This is a genomic window from Cellulomonas cellasea (assembly GCF_030372105.1).
Classification (GTDB): Bacteria; Actinomycetota; Actinomycetes; order Actinomycetales; family Cellulomonadaceae; genus Cellulomonas_A; species Cellulomonas_A cellasea_A.
This window is the reverse complement of the sequence record NZ_JAUDBQ010000015.1, coordinates 84,801-102,651: the sequence shown is the minus strand read 5'-3', so window position 1 is coordinate 102,651 and position 17,851 is coordinate 84,801. Positions and strand designations below refer to the sequence as shown.

The following is a 17,851-nucleotide window of genomic DNA, read 5'->3' as shown; positions in this document are numbered from 1 at the left end:
CGAGCTCACGCCTCCTGTTCCAGGATGTTCTTGGCTCGGTAGTACTGGTCGTCCTTGAGTCGACCGAACAGCACGAGCGATGAGCCCAACGTGTCCGACTGCTCGTAGCGGCCGGGGAAGAACATGAGCATGGGCTTGCCGGTAACCACCGATTGCAGGTTGTTCAGCACGTTGTGCGAGCGGATGTACGGGAAGACCTCACCGATGCCGGTGAGGAAGAAGATGTCGAACTCAACCTGCGCGAGCCGGTCGCGGATCGCCGGAGCGATGTGCAGCTGCGGGTCGAGCATCCCCTGGAGCATCTCGCCGAAATCGGCCTTGTCCTGCTCCGGTTCGACCGCCAGGACCCGGTCCCACACACCCCGCTCCTTGAGCAGCTCGACCGACAGGTCGTACAGGTTGATCTCGAAGACCGTCACCCCGGCGCCTGCCAGCCGGTTCTTGATCCGCTTCTTCGCCGCAGCGACCCCAAGCGCGTCCGCGGGCGGGTACGGGTAGATGAAGAACGGGACCTCGTTGCTCAGGCCCTCCATCTGCAGGAAGCGCCGGCCGCTGAGCACAGCGAACAGATGCTCTTCCTGCTCGGGCAGAGTCTTCGGGATCACAACGCAGCCCCCTGCCCCACGACCTGCGGAGTCGGGAAGAACCGCAGGTCACTCGGCATGCGAGCGCTGAGCGCCGCGGCGACTCGCTCGGACAGCACTGCAGGCATGATGTTGCCCGCTTCCGACAGGAACTCGGCCTCATGCAGCATCTTGAACACGTTTGACCTCAGCTTCTGCAGTGTCGAGTCCTTGATAGCCGCCAGCTCCTCGTGCCACAGCGCCTTGGTCCTCACGAAGCTGTCGAAGTCGTCGTAGCCCAGTGACGAGGCAAGCAGCAGGAACCGCTCGCGCAGCACCTCCTCGGCGAACTCCCCGATGAGCTCGTAGCGGCGGCATGCGGCAGCCCACATGAGGAAGCCTCGTTCCGAAGCAGTCACCTCGCCCAGGAGTTCGACCTCGTCGTCCGTCAACGCTGACAAGCGCTTGACCGTCTCACGCACCAATCGGACGCCGGTTCGGTAGGTCCGCGCCTGCAGGAGGTTGCCCTCGACAGCCTCGTCGCGGACCTGCTCCCAGTTGCGCCGCTCAAGGTAGACAGGAGCGAGCAGCGCTCCCTCACGGACGAGGAGAGCGCCGGTCGTGAAGGACAGCGCGTAGCGCCGAGGCACTGTCGCTTGTGCGTCGTTCATTGGTCCCTCCTCTCCGTTTGGGCAGTCGCTCAGGCTATGTGTGGGCACCGACAGTCGTGGCTGGTCAGTTGCTACCCGGGCTCTCGTCCTCGCCCGACGCGGCGGCGCTACCGCTCCGAACCCACTCGTCGACCTCGCTCGTCTGGAACTTCCACAGCCGACCGACCTTGTGAGCGGGCATGCCCTTCTCTGCGATCCAGGCGTAGACGGAGTCCTTCGTGACGCCAAGGTGCACCGCGATGTCGTCGGCGGAAAGCCAGGGGTCTGGCATGCGAGAGCCTCCTGTGGCGACCGGAACCGGGGAACGGCGGGAGCCTGCACGCTACCGGACGAGACTGGGCCTGACCGGGTCTTGCTGGGTTTGTCTGACGGTGGGCGATTGTTGATGCCAGGGGTGTGCCGTTCCATTTGACGAAGCAGCGTTCCTTGCGGAGACGGGCCGATCGGGGTGAGCCCACGCTCGGCACTCCAGACCCTGACGCAGAACGGAAGGCGGTGGTCCGAGCGCTGACGCGGCATCGGTCCTGTCGAGCGCGGCGAGTCGCGCCATTTCGCGGCGTCGCCCCGGTGTGTCAGGCGGCTGCCTCGCCCGCCTGCTCGTCCAGATGGGCCTGTCAACGATCGCGAGACCCAGCGATGAGTCCCCGACAGCGTGTTCCGACGGGCTGGCGACGTTCCCGCGGGGGTGTCGAACGCGGGCGCACCAGAGGAGCGTGGCCGCGGTAGAGATTGGCCCAAGACAGTGCCGCGGGCAAGGCCGACAGGGCGAGACATATCGCCTCGCCCTGTCGGGAAGTGCATCAGGCAGCCGCCTGACGATTCGACGCCCTGCAGATGGCGCAGGTCCCATCGACGTTGGCCGACGGGTCGTGGAGCTTGCGCGCGTCCGAGATGACCCACGCGGGCAGCCAGGACTGCGCCAGGTGCGGCCACTGCTCGGTCAGCGCGAACTCGATGATGGTCAGCTCCTGGGTGAGGTCACCGAGGCCGGGGAGGCCATGCGAGGCCCTCTCCGCCCAGGCGGTTCCGACTTGCTCGCGCCGGGCCAGCAGTTCCGTGAGGCGCCCCTGCTTCAGGGTGCGACGACGGCTCGTGCTGTGGGTCGGTGCGGACATGTTGTCCTCCATGGGTTGGACACCCCTGGCGGCTGGGTTGCCGCTGGTGATGCTGAGCTGCGTTCGCTCATCTGCACCTGTGAGCGCGTCCCCGCCGGGCGCAACCCCTTCACCGAAGACGTTCTTGGCAGGTTCACGGGCGCCGCCCGTGCGGTCGTTGCCGCGGATGGCGGCCACCGGACCAGTCATGGCATGGAGACCACCGACGCGATCGCGCTCCGCATCGCCAGCTACCGCCCTCGACTCCTCTCCGCGGAGGCGTGGGACCTCGCGGGGCCCGCTGTCCGTGCCGCGCTGACGGCCGCCGCGCCGAGGAACCCGGAGGAAGCGCGGGTCCTCGCGGCGAGCGTGTGCGCGTTCCTCGCCAGCCCCTGCGGGTGGCGCGGCGACGAGGTGCCCGACCTGCTCGCCTTGCTGTCGGACGCGGCCATCGAGCGGTTCGCCGCTGGGTTCACCGAGCACAGGGGCACACGGAAGAACCACCTGTGGCGGCTGCGGTTGCTGCAGCGCGCCATCGCGGGTGTTCCGCGGCGCCCGCCCGTGGCTCCCCGGAGCGCGCGACGCCGTCCGGCTCCCGCGCCGGAGCTGATTCGTGCCGCGGGTTACCGGTCATCACTGACCGTGGTCGCGGCACTGGCCGAGAAGCTCAGCGATGGGCCGCTGACGGACTCCAAGCTGGCCGGACTCGTCGAGGCCGTCTGCGCAGCCAATGTCACCGAGCTCACCGCCGGCACCGTGACGTTCGACCGCGGCGTTCTGGGCACCTACCTGGACACCGATGACCTTCAGCTGATGATGGAGGTGGTTCGAGCCACAACACCCACGAACACACGCAAGGTTTCCCAGCGCCAGCAGCTCGCGCAGGCGCGAGCGGACCGAGCCGCCTACCGGCGGGCGACCCAGGGTCCCCGGCCGGCCGCACACCCGGACATGGCGTCACTGGAGCCGGCCGTGCGGTCGGCGATCGAGAGCTACCGGCCCCAGATGCTCGAGAACGCGCTGTGGGCGGCGCTGCGGCCCCTGACGGTCCAGATGGTCGCCGGTTACCAGCCGGAGTCCGTGGTCTCGGCTCGCAATGCGGCGACGATCGTCGTCGCATTCCTGCAGTGGGTGTGGTCGCTGGCAGACCGACCCGACCCTGGTGCCCCGCCCACGGCACTGGAGGTGCTGTCCGGCCCTCTCGCCGAGACGTATGTGAACCGCGAACTGCGGCACAAGCCGGCGTCGAGCATCGGCACGGCGCGCGCCGTGCTTCGTCGGTGTGTGCGTTCCCTGGACGCCGATCACGTCCCCGTCACTACGTCGTACGTCTCCATCGACCCGCCCTACAGCCCCGAACAGTGCGAGGAGTTCGCTGCCCTGGCGATGACGCAGCCAACTCCGACCAAAGAACGCAACGCGTGCTACGTGGTGGGTCTGGGGCTGGGAGCCGGGCTGGCCGCGCGCGATCTGCGACACGTGCGGCGCCACCACATCCGCGTCGTCACCGACCTGATGCTCGGGCAGTACCTGGCCGTCACGGTGGTCGGCGGGTCGCATCCCCGCACAGTCCCGATCCGACGCGCCTACGAGCCGCTGGTACGCCGAGCCCTGGAGCTGAGCGCGACCCAGCCCTCCGACGCCCTGGTGCTCGGCCGCAAGGAAACGCGCCACAACGTCACCGTCGCGGCGCGCAGCGGCATCGTGAGCGCCCGGCACGACCACACGGTGTCCATCGCGCCCCACCGGCTGCGGACCACCTGGCTGTTCGCTGCCATGAACGCAGCGCTCCCCCTGGGGGACCTGCTTGCCGTGTCCGGGCTCCACTCGGCGCGCTCGCTCGCGGACCTGCTCCCCCTGTGCCCGCCACCGGACCCGGAGCAGGTCGCGCGCACGCTCGCTGACCTCTCCGACGCTCCCCTCCACAGCAGCACGGCCCGGACGGACGCCCGATGATCCCCGACCGTGACCTCGATCGGGTCCTGACCGTTATCCGCAGGTCAGGAGTGGCCAAGGACCTGGAGGACATCCTGCGAGCCAACCCCGGAGGCAGGCCCCGTCGCCTCTCCGTGGAGATGCTCATCGCGGCCTGCGTGCTCGCCCACGGCCCCAAGTCCGCCAGCGCCACCCTCGTTCGCGTCCATGATCTGCTCACCACAGACCTGACCGTCAGCACACAGTTCCGTCACGGCATCGCCTGGCGCAGCGGCACATCCGTCCGCAAGCTCCAGATCCGCCAGGTCCGCTACCTGTTCAAGGTCATCACCCGTGCACTGGACTACTCGCCGCACACGGCTCGCGCCGACGGTGAGAAGCTGACCCAGGACCAGCGGATCCAGCGAGAAGCCAATTTTGACACGCTCGTCACACGGCTCGTGGAAGCGTCGACCCAGGCGGCCGGCACGTCCGAGGTGGTGGCGATCGACGCCTCGTCGATGCCGTCGTGGTCCCGTCGCAAGGGGCAGGTCCGCACCATCAAGGGTGAGGACTACCGCCTCAATGACAGCACGTTTGTCCGTTACCCCACAGGGGCGTGGGACCCGGACGGGCGGCGGGGCTATCAGACCCCTACCCACGACAAGTACGACGCGAACCGCTTCTTCGGTTTCCAGATGCTCACGGCCAGCACCTCGTTCACCCCAGGCTCGCCCGAGCAGCCGCTCAAGCTGATCACCGCCATGAAGCTGATCCCCGCCAACGCCGCTGTCGCCGGGCCGGCCCTGCGGATGATCGACAACCTCGCGGCTCACCAGCCCTTGACGGAGGTCATCGTGGACCGCGGCTTCTCCATGTCGACCCATGACCACTGGGCTGACCCTGTCCTTGCGCGCGGCCTGGATCAGGTCTTCGACCTCGGCAAGGTCCAGCGCGGCCCGGTCCCGGAGCAGCAGACCGGCGTCCTGATGATCGACGGTTGGCCCTGCGCGCCGTGGACCCCGCGACACCTGCACAAGATCGCCCGCCCACCCCGTTTCGCGATCAAGAAGCCCGGACCGCGAGCGAACCCCACGCGCGTGGCCGAGTACGAGGCGAACCGGACCGCCCTCCGCGTGTTCCAGGAAGCCCAGGCCGAGCTGGACCAGTACGCCCTCGTCCCGAACGGACGGCGAAAAGCAAACGGCACCCGACACTTCTTCGCCCCGACGCACCGCCGCGACACAGCGACCGCCGCCCAGCGCAAGAAGAAGGTGTTCAAGCAGGCCACCATCACCCTCCCCGCAACAGTCCTGCCGCACCTGCGCCAGCGCCTGCGCTGGGGCTCACCGGCATGGATCGCCCAGTGGAACCGGCGCAACTCAGTCGAGAGCGGCTACGGCAACCTCAAGACGCTCGACGGCGAAGGAGTCCAGCGGGGCTGGATCCGCGTCGTGGGCCTGGTCGCCGTCGGACTCATGACCACCTTCGCGGTCATCCACTACAACCTGCGCATGCTCCGCAAGTGGGCAGCCACCACCGGCTACACCGGCGACGACATCGTCCTGGGCCCTGAGCCCGACGTCGTGGGATACGAACCCGTCGAGCTCCACGCCCTCCAGGGGGCGGTCGAGCCGCCCCTCGCAGCCTGACACCTCAGGCCGCTTCCGAACTCCACCTCCACCGACAGCCCGCGGCCCCAGGCCAGCGGGCCACCGGTGCATCCCGCGCGGGCCGGTAACCCGCACAACGGCGCCCGTGGCACTCGCCCGGCACCCTCTCGGCCCGCACGGCCGCCCCGGAAACGACTGAACCCCCCGCTCGAAGCCCTTGCGGGCCTCTCACGAGGGGTTCTGTCACTACAAGGGCCTGAGTTTCGTCAGTACCCCGGTGGCGGTAGCGGTGGGATTTGAACCCACGGTGGACTTTCACCCACACACGCTTTCGAGGCGTGCTCCTTAGGCCGCTCGGACACGCTACCTCGCCGAGAAGGGTACCTGGTCGGAGCCCATGGTCAGTAATCGAGCCCCCAGCGACGCCCGGCAACTCCCCCGCCGCCAGCGTCCAGACCCGCGTCGTACGGTGTTCGGGTGACGATCTCGACGACGCTCCCCCGCCCCGCGGCCGGCTCGCTCGACGATGTGGTCGCCGTGCTCCAGGGCAAGCGAACCGCCGTGCTGACGGGCGCCGGCGTCTCGACGGACTCCGGCATCCCCGACTACCGCGGCCCCGACTCCCCGCCGCGCACCCCGATGACGTATCAGCAGTTCGTCAGCGACGAGGCGTTCCGCCGCCACTACTGGGCCCGCAACCACGTGGGCTGGCGGCACATGCACCGCACGGAGCCGAACGCGGGGCACCGCGCGCTGGCGGAGCTTGAGGCCCGCGGGGTGGTGAACGGCGTCATCACGCAGAACGTGGACCTGCTGCATGAGGAGGCCGGCTCGCGCACGGTCATCGACCTGCACGGGCGATACGACCGGGTGGTGTGCCTGCGCTGCGGCACGGTGCGCCCGCGCGCTGAGGTGGCGGATCGTCTGGAGGCGTTGAACCCCGGGTTCGTGGAGTCGGTGGGCGCGGTGGCGGATATCGAGATCGCGCCCGACGCGGACGCGGTGATCGAGTCGACGGCGGACTTCCGGGTCGCGTCGTGCTGGGCGCCGGACCCGGACGGTGGCGGGGACGAGTGCGGCGGGATGTTGAAGCCAGACATCGTCTACTTCGGTGAGAACGTGCCCCGGGAGCGGGTGGCGCGGGCGTTCGCGCTGGTGGACGACGCGCAGGCGTTGCTCGTCGCCGGCTCGTCCCTCACGGTGTTGTCGGGACGGCGTTTCGTGGTGCATGCCGCCCGGACGGGCAAGCCGGTGGTCATCGTCAACCAGGGCCCGACCCGTGGTGACGCGCTGGCGACCCTGACGCTCGACGCGGGCACGACCCCCACCCTGACGGCCCTGGCCCGGACCCTCGAGGCCTAAGCCTCAGCCAAGCCGCCCCGGTGCTCGACGAAGAACGCCCGCAACAGCTCCCCGCACTCGGCTTCCCGCACCCCGCCGATCACCTCGACCCGGTGGTTGAGCCGCCTGTCGCGCACCACGTCCCACTGCGAGCCGCACGCCCCGGCCTTGGGGTCCCAGGCGCCGAGCACGAGTCGCGGGATGCGGGCCAGCACTGTGGCGCCCGCGCACATGAGGCACGGCTCGAGGGTGACCACGAGCGTGCAGTCGTCGAGCCGCCATCGGCCGAGCCGCTGGGAGGCGTCCCGGAGGGCCAGCACCTCGGCGTGCGCAGTGGGGTCGCCGGTCGCCTCACGCTGGTTGTGGCCTCGCCCGACGATGCCGCCGTCCGGCCCGATGACGACTGCCCCCACCGGAACGTCGCCGGTGGCGAGCGCCGCGCGGGCCTCCGCGAGCGCGTCCGCCATGTCGCGTCCGTCACGTGGCAGGCCGATCATGCTGGTCATCCTCCCACCTGGGACCTGAGGCGGCGTCCACCTTGTGGGACAGGCGGTAGCGTGTGCGCCATGCGCCTGCACGTCGCCGACCACCCCCTCGTCGCCCACAAGCTCACCGTCCTGCGGGATGAGCGGACGGCGTCCCCGACGTTCCGGCTCCTCGTCGACGAGCTCGTGACGCTGCTCGCGTATGAGGCCACGCGTGACGTCCGCACGGAGCCGACGGTCATCCAGACGCCTGTCACGCAGACGACGGGCACCAAGCTCGCCGACCCGCGCCCGCTCGTGGTGCCGATCCTGCGCGCCGGGCTGGGGATGCTCGAGGGCATGACCCGCCTGCTGCCCACCGCCGAGGTCGGCTTCCTGGGCATGCAGCGCGACGAGGAGACCCTCGAGGCGATCACGTACGCGAACCGCCTCCCGGACGACCTGTCGGGCCGCCAGTGCTTCCTGCTGGACCCGATGCTGGCCACGGGCGCCACGCTCGTCGCCGCGATCGACTTCCTGTTCGACCGGGGCGCCCGGGACGTGACTGCCGTCTGCCTGCTGGCCGCGCCGGAGGGCCTGAAGGTCCTCGAGGATGCTGTCGGCGACCGGGGCGACCTCACGGTGGTGGTGGCGTCGGTGGATGAGCGACTGAACGAGAACGCGTACATCGTCCCGGGCCTGGGCGACGCGGGCGACCGCCTCTACGGCGTCGTCTGACCTGTCCTGCCGGGCGGCTCAGGCCGCCACACCACCTCTCGGCGGCGCCCCAGGGCGCTGGCTGAGAGTTCTCACTCGGTGAGATCTCGGGCATTCCCCCTTGGGCATCTCCGTATCACCTGACACGATCAAGTCGTGAACTCCGCGCTGCCCACCCTCGTCGCCGTCTCGGCGCACGACCTGGCGCGCCTGTGCCCCACGTGCTGTCGGTCCTGACCCGCGTCAGTCCACCGACCACCACCCGCCTGCCCCGCACGGGGTGGGACCGCACACCGGAGGCCCGCATGACCCTCCCCGCTAAGAAGCGCGCGCCCGAGGCGCGCCCCCGCACCGGCTTCGTCCTGTACGTCGGCCTGCGGGACGAAGACGACGCCACGACCGACGCCCACCCGTCGTCCGTCGACGGCACTGCCGCGTTCGGCGCCGCCGAGCTCACCGAGATCGCTGAGACGCTGCGGGACCTGGCCCGCGACCTGCTGCCGACCGCCGAGACGTTCACCGCGCTGTCCCTCGTGCCGGGCGGTTCCGGCCCTGACGATGTGCAGAGCCTGCGCCACCGGCTCTCACACCTGCGCCTCCTCGAGGCGCCACCGACTGTCCTCGGCGGCTCGGGGGACGCCCGCTGAGGACACGCGCTGCCGGACCCCGACTGGTCTGGGGGGACCCACGGCGGTCCGGCAGCGCACCCCCACGTTCCACGCATCCCCGCGCCGACCGCGCGCGGGTGACATATCGGCCCTAACGTGGCCCCATGCGCATCGTCATCGCCGGGGGCCACGGCAAGGTGGCCCGTCGCCTGTCCCGCGCACTGGTGGCGAACGGCGACACGCCCATCGCGATCGTGCGCAACCCCGATCACATCGCCGACGTGAAGGACGACGGGGCTGGCGCGTTGCTCCTCGACCTCGAAGCGGTGGACCCCGGCGTGCTGCCGGGCGCCCTGTCAGGCGCGGACGCCGTCGTCTTCGCCGCTGGCGCCGGCCCGGGCAGGGGGGCCGCTCGTAAGGACACCGTCGACAGGGCTGCCGCGATGGCCCTGGCCGACGCCGCCGCCGAGGCCGGTGTCCACCGCTACATCCTGCTGTCGTCGATGGGCGCGGGGCAGGAGCCACCCGAGGGCTCGTCGGAGGTGTTCGCGGCGTACTTGCGCGCCAAGACGGCCAGCGAGCACTACGTGAGCGGCCGCGAGCTGGACTGGACGATCCTGCGCCCGGGGGCGCTCACGGACGATCCGGGCACGGGTCGCGTCCGCCTCGACTTCGAGGTGCCGCCCGGCTCGGTGTCGCGTGATGACGTGGCTGCGGTGCTGCTGGCGTTGCTGCATGAGCCGCGCGCCTCCGGCCTGACCCTGGAGCTGACCTCCGGGGACGTGCCCATCGAGGCGGCGGTGGCTGCGGCGACCGAGCTCGAGGACTGACCGGTTCGAGGCGCGCCGTCAGCCGGTCTGCGTCTGAACGGTGAGGGCGCCGATCAGGTACCCGTCGCCGGTGGTGGTCGCCGTCAGCGTGCTGAGGGGCTGGGTGAGCACTGCGTCCTGGAACCGCTTGGCGTCCACGCCCATCGAGTTCGCGCTGCTCCAGCCGGTGGCCGTCGAGTCGAAGGCGTTCGCCTGGGAGCCGGTGGCGGACAGCGCTGAGCCCGTCCACCGCCACGGGGTGAGCGCGGAGCCGTTGAGCAGCAGCGCGTCCCCGCTGGTCCCCCGGTCGCCCTCCCAGGCCACCACGCCGATCCGCGCCGTGGACCCGGGCTCGGCGGCGAAGGTGAAGGTCGGCGCCGCGGCGTTCTGCCGTCCGACCCACGCGCCGCCGTCATAGACGGTGACGTCCCCCGCGCCCGCTTCGGCGTACACGACGACGAGCGACCAGCCGGCGTAGTACGTCGGCGTCGAGTCCAGCCGGGTCTGCGCGACGGCGATGTCCGCCACGGACCACTGACCGGGGCCCGCGGCCTTGACCTGCTCTGTCACGTCGGCGAAGGACTGGTAGTAGACCCGCCGCGCGTCATCCCGCGTCTCCACCAGCACCTCGCCGGTGAGGTCGCGGTATGAGCCCTCCCCGGGGCCGCGCAGCCGCACGGATGTCGGGTCGCCGCTGAGCGGGTCGATCGGGCCGCGGTTCGCGGACCAGTAAAGCCCGGCGAAGGCGATCTCGCGGCCTGCGGGGATGTCCAGGCGCGCTGTGGATGACACCTTCTTCCCGCCTGCCGCGTTGAGCGGGACCATCAAGTACCCGTTGTTGTCGAGCGACGTCCCGAGGCCGGCGATGGCCCGCGTGCACGTGGGGTCCGGGATCAACCATCCGGTGCCCGGCGCGCCCGCGCAGGCGAGCAGGGGCGCTCCCACCTGCGTGGCGGCCCATCCCCCGGCCCGGCTGAACCGCGGCGCCAGCCCGCCGGACGCGACCTGGGCGGGAGCGCTCGCCGTCACCTCCGCGCCGGTCCCCCCGGTGAGCCGCACGGTCACCTGGCCGGCTCCTGCGGCGACGGCCTTCGCGCCGATGACCACGGGGAGCTGCTGCCCAGGCGCCACGGCGCCGAGCTCGCAGCGCACCACCGTCGCGCTGACAGCCGTGCACTCCCCTCGGCCGTCAGCAGACGGCGTCAGGTCCGCCATCACATGCCGGGGCAGCGTGATGTGGGCGACCGCCCCCTGCGCGGGGTGGTTGCCGGAGTTGAGGACTGTGAACGTCACACGGCCCGGCCGCCCGTCGATGAGCTGCGCCACCGGCGGGGCGCCGAAGGCGAGCCGGGAGGCGCGCACGACGATGCCGACGTCCGCGCGCCCGCTGACCGAGCCCTGCGCCGACGCCCTGACCTGCAGGGATCCGTCGAGCGGACCGGGCGCCGCCGGGGCTTGGGCGCGCAGGGCCAACGCCAACGGGGCCTCCACACCCGGGTCGATGCCGGCACGGGCGCACAGCAGCGAGTCGGCGGCCTCCGGCGAGCACGTCCACCCCGGTCCGGCGCCGTCGGGCGTCGCCGCCCAGTCGGCGCCCGACGGTCGGGCGACCCGCACCTCGACGACGCGCGCCCGCACTCCCCCGCTGTTCGCGACACTCACCACGAGCGGCTGGACCTGGCCCTCGATCACGTCGAGCGACTCGGGCGCGCTCACCGCGAGCCGTGCCTGGCGGTGCACCACCACGGGCGCATGCAGCCGCATCGGCGCGAGCTCGTCTCCCGTGACCTGGATCGACACCGCCGAGTCCGTGCCGCCCAGCGCGGCCTCGTCCACCACGACGCGGAGCGTGAGGACGGCGGTCGACCCCGCGGGCAGCCTGTCGAGCGCGCAGGTGGCGACTCCACTGCCCGTCGACCCGACGCACACCCACGTGTTCCCCTCGTTGAGGGCGAACTGCCTGGCCGCCTGCGTGCCGATGGCCGACACGACGCGCGCAGACGACACCGCGCCCGGCGACCACGCCGCGGGCTGGACCGCCGATGAGGCGACGACGGCGCCCTGGGGCAGCTCGACCTCCGCGCGCAGTCCCGTCGCGGCGACGCCGCCCGTGTTCTGGATCTCCACGCTGATGACCTGCTCGGCGCCGTCGGCGACCAGTTCCACAGGGCCGGCGCTGGCCGGGAGGGTGATCTGCGCTGGCAGGTAGGTCGGCTCCGGCGAAGGGGTCGGCTCTGGCGAAGGGGTCGGCTCCGGCGAGGGCGCCGGATCCGGCGACTGAGAGGGCGACGGCGACGGTGAGGCAGTCGGGGTCGGCGTCGGCGAGGCCGTCTCGTCGGGGTTGGGCTCGACCGGCGGCTCGCTCGGGACCGCCGAGGTAGTGGGCGGCTCGGCAGGGGCCGCCGCCGGCGGGGCGATGGGCGCGCCCGTCGCCGAGGGGACGGCCGCCGGTGTCACCACCGCGTCGGACGACGCCGGGGGGAGCTGCGCGGGAGGCGGCTCCGTCGTCGCGGGTGGCTCCTCGCTGGGAGCGGGGTTGGTGGGTGATGTGGGCCTGGTCGTCGACGTCTCCGCGACTGTCGGCTCCTGGGTGGCGGTGGCCGCCATGTCGGAGGCGGTGTCCGGCGCCTCTGAGGAGAAGACCCCGAGCACGCCAGCGGCCGCGACCGCTGTGACGACCACCACGGAGGCGGCGATGCCGATCACGGCCAGCGGCAGCGAGGCCAGCATCGCGCCGATCCCGGCGGCGCTTGCCACGGCCCCGCCGGCTGTGGCCACGCCGGCCCCCACAGCGGTGGCCCCGGCGGCTGACGCGCCGACACCCGCCGCCGAGGTGGCGCCAGCCGTCCCGGCGCCAGAGGCCGTCGCGGAGCCCGCGGAGGCTCCAGCGCCCGAGGCGGAGGTGGATCCGGAGGTTGCCGCCGAGCCGGTGGCGGCGGCCGCCGCGGCGGGCGGCGCCACCCCCAGCGCTGTGAACCCGGCGGCGAGCCCACCGCCGACGGGCAGCGGCTGCGCGAGCGCCCCGACCCCGAGGACGCCGAGCACCAGCGGCGCGATGACCCCCCGCATGCCGTGGTTGACGTCGCCGAGCTCGAGCAGCAGGGCTCGGCAGTCGCCGCACCCCTCGAGGTGGTTGTCGACCTGCGTGGTCTCCCGGGTGGCGAGGCCGCCGCGCACGTAGGCGCCCAGCTTCCCGGCGACGGTGCGGCAGCCGGAGTCCAGCGGCTCGAGCAGGTGCTGTTGGAGGTAGGCCTGGCGCAGCCCTTCGCGGGCGCGGTAGGCGAGGGCGGCGACACCGTTCGCGGAGAGCCCGAGCAGCGGCCCGATCTTCGCGGGGCTGAGCGACTCGACCTCGGTGTACCAGAGGACGGCCTGCCACCGCTCGGGCAGGGTGCTGTAGGCGCGCCCGACGACGCCGCGCTCGAAGTCCGCGAGCGCCGGGGCCTCGGTGGACGACTCGGGCTCGAGTGCGGCCTCGAGCACCTGGACGTCGTCGGTGGGCTGGGTGCGGTTGCCGGCTTGGACGCGCTGCAGGCCGAGGCGTCGGGCGGCGGTGAAGATGTAGGCGCGGAACGCGACGTCCGGGCCGCCGCCTTCCTTGAGGATCGCGAAGACCTTGGTGAACGCCTCGGCGACGACATCCTCGGCGTCGGCGGCCGAGTTGGTGTACTGCCGGGCGACGGCCCAGGTCGCCCCGGCGTGCCGTTCGTAGAGGAGGCCATAGGCGTCGGTGTCGCCGTCTCGGGCGGCGCGGATGAGCTCGGCGTCACCGAGGGCTGTGCCCTCGGACCGCGTCGCGCCCATTGCTCGCCGAACCCCCTCGTCACCCGGGCGGAGGACCGCCGTGGGCTCCATCGCCCTGACGCGCACCGCCTGTGGTGCGCCATCTGGGGGCCAGCCTTGCACAGTTGGGCGTATCGATGGGAAACGTCCCGAACGAGGTCCCCACTTTCGCGTCATGGATCGGCGGGTGACCCCTCTCACCTGGTGTGACGCACATCCATCCGCACGGCGCGCAGGCCGTGGGCCCCGCGCTGCGCGAGTTGTGGCGTGGGCGGAGCGAGGCGTCGACGTGGCGCCGACCTGCGGATTGGCACCACCCTGCGGTCGACGGACTGATCGCGGCGGTGACGGCGGGTGACGCCCTCGAGGTCGCGGTGGCGCGACTGGGCGCGGCGCGTGCCGCTGCGGGCGTGGGTGTCGCGGAGGCCATCGACGACCTGGGCTGCTTTGTCGGGTGCGTGAATGGCCAGGAGCCGCCGATCGCGCTGCTGCGCGCGCTGTGCGAGGGCTGGGCCGACGAGCAGGCGAGCGGCATCGCGTTGGGATCTTGCCTCGACCCGACGTCGGGCCTGCCTACCCGCGACTACCTGGCGACGCGCCTCGTCGAGTCGTATGCGGCGGCCCGCCGGGCAGGCGTCCCGGTGCGGGAGTCGCACCGGCTGCTGGTGCTGGACGCGACGACGCCCGATCCGACGCCATGGTCACGGGTCGCGCGGTCGGCGGCGGTCGGCGCCGCGTTGCACGACCAGTTCGGCGACGGCCAGCCGTTGGCGGGGTTGGGGTCAGGCGTGTTCGTGGTGCTCGTGGACCAGGCGGCCATGGACGATGAGGAGCACTCGGCGGACGGCAGCCCGTCTGCCCTGGACCAACTGGTGACCAGCACTCTCGCCCAGGTGGCGCGTCAGGCGATGCTGCTCGATGTCCAGGACTTGGTCCGCCATCCGCCGACGATGCGGGTGGAGCTGCTGCCCGACTCGTACGAGGACGCGGCGCAGCTGCTGGTGGACCTCACCCGCTGACGGCCGTCAGCGCTGGGTGTACGTGAGGCAGTCGGCGAGGTCGTGCCCCGCCCCGACCCGCACCGCGTCGGCGGAGCACTCCAACGACTTGTTGTGCACGCAGTCGAAGCGCTGACATGCCCCGACGTGCGAGATCACCCGGTCGAGTCCGCCCTTGTAGCCGAGTGGGATGAACGTCGCGCACTGCGCGTCGTCGCCCGCCCCGGTGATGGTGACGGCGCCGGCATGGCACCCGTCGTGGTTGTACGAGCATCCTGCGACGGAGCACTCGCTGACCTGCGGCATGTCCATGAGCGTGCTCATCGTGACCTCCAGGGCGCCGAACCAGGCCCCGGCACGTCGACCTCGACGGAGCCGGGCGGACCCTTCGACGGTAGACCCGCGGGCGTGGCGCCACAACGGCTTCGGGCGCCAGGCGCCCCATCCCCTTGGCGATAACTTGTGATCTACATCACTCGTTGGGTCGATCAGGCGCTCCAGGCAAAGCCCACGCCGAGGACTGGGCACACGATTCGGCCCCATGCCACCGAACTGCAAAGCCCTTGCGCGGGACAATCTGCGCAGACGCGTCTACCGTCGAAGTATGTGCTCCGCCGGAATTGCCCCCGACGCCGCTCCTCACGCCCCGTCGACCCCGGGCCCCGTGCTTGCCGCAGGGCGTGACGCGGACGTCTTCGCGCTGGACGAGGAGCGAGTGCTCCGCCGCTACCGGTCAGGCCGCTCAGCGCTCGGCGAGGTGCGCCTCATGGCCCACGCCCGCTCCCATGGCTTCCCCGCGCCCGAGGTGTTCAGCGCGCAGGGCCCCGACCTCGAGATGGAGCGGCTGCACGGACCCACCTTGCTGCAGGCGATGACCGCCGGGGAGGTGTCGCTGACCGACGCCGCGGCGATCCTCGCGGACCTGCACCATGCGCTGCACGCCATCCCGCTGCCCGCCGTGGCCGGTGACGGCTCGGCTCTGTCCGGGGCGCCGCTCACGAGCCGCGCCGACGAGAGCCTCATCCACCTGGACCTGCACCCGGCCAACATCATCCTCACGGAGCCGCACGGCCCTGCCCTCGTGGACTGGGCGAACGCCACCCTCGGGCCAGCCGGGCTCGACGTGGCGATGACCGCCGTGATCGTCGCGGAGGTCGCCGTCGACGCTGGCGGCGCCTACTCACGGGCCGCCCGCGCCCTGCTCGTCTCGTTCCTCTCCGCCGCCGGCGTGGACCCACGACCCCACCTCGACCTCGCGGCACAGCACCGCATCCAGGACACCGCGCTCGTGCCCGGTGAGCGTGAGCTCGTGCGCCCCGCCGCCGCGATGGTGCGGCACTACGCCGACATCGCCTTCGACGCGCCCGCCACCGACGACGACCAGGGCTGACTGACTGTCAGCCCTGCGAGCCACCAGTGGCGCGATCGGGCTCGAGCTCCTGGAAGAGCGTGATCTGCAGGCCCGCCGGCGCGTCGAGGCGAGAGTTCAGTGACCGCCAGGGAGTCTCGGTGGGCGGCGCCAACTGGGTGGCGCCACCATCCACGAGCGTCTGGGTCGCCTCGACCACGTCATCCACCTCGAAGGCGACACGCAGGCGTGGGGCGACCTGTCGGCCGACTTCCACGTCGTCGATCATCCGCTTCTGCGCCGGGTTGGCGATCTCCAGCGTCGCGCGACCTGCCTCCAGGATCGTGACAAGCGCTTCGCCGTCACCAGCGAACGCCGCCTCCTCCGACAGGCCCAGCACGTCGCGGTAGAAGGCCACCGCGCTCTCGTAGTCCTCCGCCTCGACCACGAGCCGGAGCTGCCGGACGCCTGGGCGTCGCTGGTCGGGATCAGTCGAGCGGGCCGGAGTCGTCATGAAGGGACGTTAGGCGGCGCCGCTCTCGCGCGCCAGACCGACGCAAGACGCCGCCGACCCCTGGGCCGACGGCGCCTTGCGTGCGAGGGGAGGTCAGAACCGCACCACCCCCCGTGGTTAGCGAGCCGACCGGATCCGCGAGATGAGCACGGCCCCGACCACGGCGATCCCGGCGGCGATCGGGAAGCCCGCCCCGTACCCGCCCGTCACGCTGATCACGACGCCCATGACCACCGGTCCGAGGATCTGCCCACCGGTGTTGGCCATGTTGAGGATGCCGAGGTCCTTGGCCGCGGCCTCGGCATTCGGCAGCACGTCGTAGTTCAGCGCCTGGTCCACCGAGTTGAACACCCCGGAGGCCACGCCAAGCCCGAGGGCGGCGAACACGACCATCGCCACCGGCTGCGGCCAGACGAACGGCACGAGCAGCGAGACGGCCATGAGCAGCATCGACCCGATGACGAAGATCTTGCGTCGGCCGACGCGGTCGGAGACCGGTCCGGCGACGGCCCCGAAGATCAGCGACAGCACGAGCTGGACGGTCGCCATCGTCGCGATCATCGCGCCGGCGCCCACAGCATCCATCCCGAGGTGGTCGGTGAAGATGTAGAGCTGGTAGCCCGTGATCGCGAACATCGCCAGCACGAACAGGAGCTTGCCGAACATCGCGAGGTAGAAGTCGCGGGCGCCACGGCGGGGGAAGGAGAAGTTGGTGAGCAACATGTCCCGAGAGAACGCGGGTCGAGGCTCACCGGCGTTCGACTTGTCCGGGGCCAGCAGGGCCAAGACCGGGCCGGAGAAGAGGATCGCGATCGCCATGATCATGAATCCGTCGGTCGGGTTGGCCACGAACCTGGAGGCGACGATGTTCGCGGCGGCCGCCCCGACCATGAAGCCCACGCCGTAGACCGCGGAGTACGTGCCACGCATCCGCTCGGGCACGCGGTCCGGGATCACCGCGACGAGCGGCGCGACGATCGCGTTGAGGAAGAACTGGAAGACGCACCACACCACGACGATCGCGGTGACGGACTCGGCCCGTGTCAGGGCGAACAGGCTCAGACCCGTGATGGCCGAGCCGAGCAGCATCCACGGGGTCCTCTTGCCCAGGCGTGATCGCGTGAGGTCGGAGAACGCGCCGAACACGATGTTGGCGAGCAGGGCGACGATCGAGCCGACGATCGCCAGGGTCGCGATGACCTGGACCTTGCTGTCAGGTGCGACGATCTCGAGCCGCGCGGGCAGCAGCACGGTGATGCTCGCGATGTACGGGCCGATCCAGAGGATGCCGCCGATCACGAGGGCCACTGCGAGCCGCAAGGGCGGACGGGCGCCGACCGGCGCGGCGGAGGTGGAGAGCGGTGCGGCGGGCGCGTCCGTGCGGTCGCCGGGGGGAGGGACGGAGGACATCGTT

The 17,851-nt window shown here is 71.4% G+C and carries 17 protein-coding genes and 1 tRNA gene; 8 read left to right on the top strand and 10 right to left on the bottom strand.

Features of this window, described 5'->3' with window-relative positions; all coding sequences use genetic code 11:
• Window positions 1–5: 5 nt before the first annotated feature.
• From QUV83_RS14320 to QUV83_RS14305, 4 genes are all read right to left on the bottom strand, one after another.
• A complete protein-coding gene (locus QUV83_RS14320; protein ID WP_289565483.1) occupies window positions 6–605 on the bottom strand; it encodes a DUF1788 domain-containing protein in 600 nt (199 codons plus the stop codon).
• Window positions 602–1,234, bottom strand: a complete 633-nt coding sequence (locus QUV83_RS14315) for a DUF1819 family protein (protein ID WP_289565481.1) — start codon at window positions 1,232–1,234, stop codon at window positions 602–604. Before QUV83_RS14315 ends, QUV83_RS14320 begins: the two co-directional genes overlap by 4 nt.
• Before the next feature lie 64 nt (window positions 1,235–1,298).
• Window positions 1,299–1,505: a helix-turn-helix domain-containing protein gene (locus tag QUV83_RS14310; RefSeq protein WP_289565479.1), complete on the bottom strand. Its 207-nt coding sequence runs from the start codon at window positions 1,503–1,505 to the stop codon at window positions 1,299–1,301.
• Window positions 1,506–2,034: 529 nt separating this feature from the next.
• A complete protein-coding gene (locus QUV83_RS14305; protein WP_289565477.1) occupies window positions 2,035–2,526 on the bottom strand; it encodes a hypothetical protein in 492 nt (163 codons plus the stop codon).
• 216 nt (window positions 2,527–2,742) lie between these two features.
• Between QUV83_RS14305 and QUV83_RS14300 the strand changes: the two genes are divergently transcribed.
• Both QUV83_RS14300 and QUV83_RS14295 read left to right on the top strand, forming a co-directional pair.
• Entirely contained in the window at window positions 2,743–4,284 is a 1,542-nt protein-coding gene (locus QUV83_RS14300) for a hypothetical protein (RefSeq protein WP_289565475.1), read from the top strand.
• Window positions 4,281–5,894, top strand: a complete 1,614-nt coding sequence (locus QUV83_RS14295; RefSeq protein WP_289565473.1) for a hypothetical protein — start codon at window positions 4,281–4,283, stop codon at window positions 5,892–5,894. The genes QUV83_RS14300 and QUV83_RS14295 overlap by 4 nt, the downstream gene beginning before the upstream one ends.
• A gap of 239 nt (window positions 5,895–6,133) precedes the next feature.
• Here the strand turns inward: QUV83_RS14295 and QUV83_RS14290 are convergent.
• A tRNA-Ser gene (locus QUV83_RS14290) sits at window positions 6,134–6,223 on the bottom strand.
• Window positions 6,224–6,338: 115 nt separating this feature from the next.
• Here QUV83_RS14290 and QUV83_RS14285 point away from each other — a divergent pair.
• Window positions 6,339–7,217, top strand: a complete 879-nt coding sequence (locus QUV83_RS14285; RefSeq protein WP_436231926.1) for a Sir2 family NAD-dependent protein deacetylase — start codon at window positions 6,339–6,341, stop codon at window positions 7,215–7,217.
• Here QUV83_RS14285 and QUV83_RS14280 read toward each other — a convergent pair.
• Window positions 7,214–7,702, bottom strand: a complete 489-nt coding sequence (locus tag QUV83_RS14280) for a nucleoside deaminase (protein WP_289565469.1) — start codon at window positions 7,700–7,702, stop codon at window positions 7,214–7,216. The genes QUV83_RS14285 and QUV83_RS14280 overlap by 4 nt on opposite strands.
• Window positions 7,703–7,762: 60 nt before the next feature.
• Here QUV83_RS14280 and upp point away from each other — a divergent pair, with 60 nt between their 5' ends.
• The 3 genes from upp to QUV83_RS14265 all read left to right on the top strand — a co-directional run bounded on the left by upp (window position 7,763) and on the right by QUV83_RS14265 (window position 9,815).
• Entirely contained in the window at window positions 7,763–8,398 is a 636-nt protein-coding gene (gene upp / locus QUV83_RS14275) for a uracil phosphoribosyltransferase (protein WP_289565467.1), read from the top strand.
• A gap of 284 nt (window positions 8,399–8,682) precedes the next feature.
• Window positions 8,683–9,024, top strand: a complete 342-nt coding sequence (locus QUV83_RS14270) for a hypothetical protein (RefSeq protein ID WP_289565465.1) — start codon at window positions 8,683–8,685, stop codon at window positions 9,022–9,024.
• A gap of 125 nt (window positions 9,025–9,149) precedes the next feature.
• Complete coding sequence (locus QUV83_RS14265) at window positions 9,150–9,815, top strand: SDR family oxidoreductase (protein WP_289565464.1); 666 nt, start codon at window positions 9,150–9,152, stop codon at window positions 9,813–9,815.
• Window positions 9,816–9,833: 18 nt separating this feature from the next.
• Here QUV83_RS14265 and QUV83_RS14260 read toward each other — a convergent pair whose 3' ends face one another.
• Window positions 9,834–13,598 carry a sigma-70 family RNA polymerase sigma factor gene (locus QUV83_RS14260; protein ID WP_289565462.1) on the bottom strand — a complete coding sequence of 1,255 codons (3,765 nt, stop codon included), beginning with the start codon at window positions 13,596–13,598 and terminating at the stop codon, window positions 9,834–9,836.
• 185 nt (window positions 13,599–13,783) lie between these two features.
• Between QUV83_RS14260 and QUV83_RS14255 the strand changes: the two genes are divergently transcribed.
• The gene (locus tag QUV83_RS14255; RefSeq protein WP_289565461.1) at window positions 13,784–14,596 is read left to right on the top strand and encodes a hypothetical protein; all 813 of its coding nucleotides are present in this window, start codon (window positions 13,784–13,786) and stop codon (window positions 14,594–14,596) included.
• A gap of 6 nt (window positions 14,597–14,602) precedes the next feature.
• On the opposite strand, the gene QUV83_RS14250 is transcribed toward QUV83_RS14255, so the two are convergent.
• Entirely contained in the window at window positions 14,603–14,899 is a 297-nt protein-coding gene (locus QUV83_RS14250) for a DUF1540 domain-containing protein (RefSeq protein WP_289565459.1), read from the bottom strand.
• Window positions 14,900–15,239: 340 nt separating this feature from the next.
• Here QUV83_RS14250 and QUV83_RS14245 point away from each other — a divergent pair, with 340 nt between their 5' ends.
• Window positions 15,240–15,965 (top strand): phosphotransferase, encoded by a 726-nt coding sequence (locus QUV83_RS14245; RefSeq protein ID WP_289565457.1) that lies wholly within the window; start codon window positions 15,240–15,242, stop codon window positions 15,963–15,965.
• 7 nt (window positions 15,966–15,972) lie between these two features.
• Here the strand turns inward: QUV83_RS14245 and QUV83_RS14240 are convergent, their stop codons facing one another.
• Both QUV83_RS14240 and QUV83_RS14235 read right to left on the bottom strand, forming a co-directional pair.
• Window positions 15,973–16,437: a VOC family protein gene (locus QUV83_RS14240; RefSeq protein ID WP_289565455.1), complete on the bottom strand. Its 465-nt coding sequence runs from the start codon at window positions 16,435–16,437 to the stop codon at window positions 15,973–15,975.
• 117 nt (window positions 16,438–16,554) lie between these two features.
• Window positions 16,555–17,847 carry an MFS transporter gene (locus tag QUV83_RS14235; RefSeq protein ID WP_289565452.1) on the bottom strand — a complete coding sequence of 431 codons (1,293 nt, stop codon included), beginning with the start codon at window positions 17,845–17,847 and terminating at the stop codon, window positions 16,555–16,557.
• Between the last annotated feature and the right edge of the window lie 4 nt (window positions 17,848–17,851).